The sequence below is a fragment of the Streptomyces sp. NPDC059456 genome (genome assembly GCF_042750055.1).
Taxonomy (GTDB): domain Bacteria; phylum Actinomycetota; class Actinomycetes; order Streptomycetales; family Streptomycetaceae; genus Streptomyces.
Genome location: NZ_JBHYVA010000908.1, coordinates 1 through 2757 on the forward strand (window position 1 = coordinate 1; position 2757 = coordinate 2757).

The window sequence follows — 2757 nt, forward strand, 5'->3', positions numbered from 1 at the left end:
GCGGGCGCGCGCCGCCGGGGCCGCGCCCGGGGCCGCCCGGGGGCGGGGCCGCCCGGGGGCGTGTTCCGCGACGGCCCGCCGGTAGTGCTCCAGGGTCTCGGCGCCGCGCGCGAGCAGCGGCAGCGGGTCCTCGGTGCGGGCCGGCGGCATGGCGCCGGCCGGTGGCGGCTCCGGGACGGCGACCAGGAGCCGTCCGTCCACCCAGGCGGACCAGCCGTTGGCGCACAGGATCTCCCCCCACTCCCCGCGCCGGGACAGCAGTTGCACGGGCAGGAAGGGGTCCAGGGCCGCGGCCGGCCGGGAGACGTCGGGTTCCTCCCAGGCGGGCAGCCCTTCGCGGGGGACCACGTGGGTGGGGTGGAAGGCGGCGGGACCGGCCGGGCTGGTCATCGGCGCCTACTTCCGCATGATCGCGGGTTCGTGGCGGCGCAGCAGCCGCAGGACCACCACCCCGAACAGGACGGACAGGGCCACCAGCATCCCCATGTCCAGCAGCCACACCCCGGGGCTGTGCGCGAAGAGCGGGTCGTCGGTGAGTTTGCCGGGCACGATCGCGCCGAGGTCGATGGTGGCGGCCATGGCGCCGAGCGCCCACCGGGAGGGCACCAGCCACGCGAGCTGTCCGACGACGGGTACGCCGTCGAGCTGGAGCAGGGCTCCGCAGAAGACCACCTGGACGATGGCGAGGAGGACCAGCAGCGGCATGGTGACCTCCTCCTTGCGGACCAGGGCCGAGACCAGCAGGCCGAGCATCATGGCGGTGAAGGACAGCAGGGCGACGGCGAGGGTGATCTCGACGAGGGGTGGCAGGAAGACTCCCTTGCCGCCGGGGGCGTTGGTGTCGACCCCGTAGAGGCCGACCAGCGTCAGCACCACGGCCTGCGCGACGGTGACGGCGCCGAGCACCAGCACCTTGGACATCAGGTAGGCGGATCTGGACAGTCCGACGGCCCGTTCCCGCTGGTAGATGACGCGTTCCTTGACCAGCTCGCGTACGGCGTTGGCGGCGCCCGTCAGCACGCCGCCGACGCACAGGATGAGCAGGGCGTTGATCGCGGTCTCCTGGGTGAGGCTGCTGCCCGCGAGGGCGCGGGCCATGGCGCCCATGACGAACGGCAGCGCGATCATGATGGCGAGGAAGGTGCGGTCCGCGCTGAGCGCGGCGGCGTAGCGGCGCATCAGGGTGGAGAGCTGGGCGCCCCAGCTCTGGGCCTTGGGCGGCGGGGCGGCGAACGCGGCCGCCGGGGACCGGTCCGCGTCCTGCCGGGGCTGCCGCGCGGCGTGCTGTACGTACCTGCGGTACTGCGGGGAGGACCGGTACTGCGCGGCCCAGTCCCGGTCCTGCTGGTTCTCGAACGCTTCGAAGGCCTCGGGCCACTGGGCGAAGCCGAAGAAGCCGAGGGTTTCGCCGGGCGGTCCGAAGTACGCGATGCGCCCGCCGGGGGCGAGGACCAGCAGCCGGTCGCAGACGTCGAGGCTGAGCACGCTGTGGGTGACGACGATGACGGTGCGGCCGTCGTCGGCCAGGCCGCGCAGCATGTGCATGACGGAGCGGTCCATGCCGGGGTCGAGGCCGGAGGTGGGCTCGTCCAGGAACAGCAGGGAGGGCTTGGTCAGCAGTTCCAGGGCGACGGAGACGCGTTTGCGCTGGCCGCCGGAGAGGCTGTGGATGGGCTGGTCGGCGCGCTGCCCGAGGCCGAGTTCGCCGATCACCTCGTCGACGCGGGCCTGGCGTTCGGCGGGGGCGGTGTCCTGCGGGAAGCGCAGTTCGGCGGCGTAGGTGAGGGCGCGGCGGACGGTGAGCTGGGCGTGCAGGATGTCGTCCTGGGGGACGAGGCCGATGCGGCTGCGCAGTTCGGCGTAGTCGCGGTAGAGGTCGCGGCCGTCGTAGAGGACGCTGCCGTGGTCGGCGGGGCGCAGGCCGGTGAGGGCGCCGAGGAGGGTGGACTTGCCGGCTCCGCTGGGGCCGACGACGGCGAGCAGGCATTTGGCGCCGACGGGGAAGGAGACGTGGTCGAGGAGGGTCTTGCGGCCGTGGTCGACGGCGACGGCGAGGTCCTGGACGTCGAGGGAGACCTCGCCGGTGTCGACGTACTCCTGGAGCTGGTCGCCGACGAGGCACAGGGCGGTGTGGCCGATGCCGATGATGTCGCCCTCGGTGACGGGGGCGCGGTCGGTGCGGGTGCCGTTGAGGAAGGTGCCGTTGTGACTGCCGAGGTCGGCGATCTCGTACGTGCCGTCGGCGAGGGCGCGCAGTTCGGCGTGCCGGCGGGAGACGACGAGGTCGTCGATGACGAGGTCGTTCCCGGGGGCTCGGCCGATGCGCACGGCGGTCCGCTCGGGCAGCGGGCGCACGGTGGTGGGGCGGCGGAAGGTGCCGGTCAGGGAGGGGTGGGAGACCGAGGACGGTCGGGAGCCGCCGTCCGGAGCCGCCCGGTCCGCCGGGGCGGCCGGGGTCACGGGGGCGGCCGGGGTCACCAGGGCCACCGGGGCCGCTGGGGTCACCGGGGCGGGGCCCAGGAGCAGTGCGCGCGGGCCGTCCGCGGCGCTGCCGAAGCGCAGTTCGCTGCCCGCGCCGACGCTCCACTCGTGGATGCGGTGGCCGTCGGCCCACGTGCCGTTGGTGCTGTTCTCGTCCTCCACGGTCCAGTGGTCGCCGTCGGGGCGCAGCAGGGCGTGGTGCCAGGAGACGCGGGCGTCGTCGAGGCAGATCTCGCAGAGGGGGTCCCGGCCGACGTGGTACGTCCGGCCCGGGAC

Annotated in this window: 1 protein-coding gene and 1 pseudogene; both read right to left on the reverse strand. The window is 74.3% G+C overall.

The features are described 5' to 3' along the window. A pseudogene (locus tag ACFXA3_RS40380) lies at positions 1-390 on the reverse strand (hypothetical protein); the annotation flags it as partial. Between the two features lie 6 nt (positions 391-396). Next, a partial coding sequence (locus ACFXA3_RS40385) for an FHA domain-containing protein (protein ID WP_385196094.1) occupies positions 397-2757 on the reverse strand: 2361 nt, incomplete at its 5' end.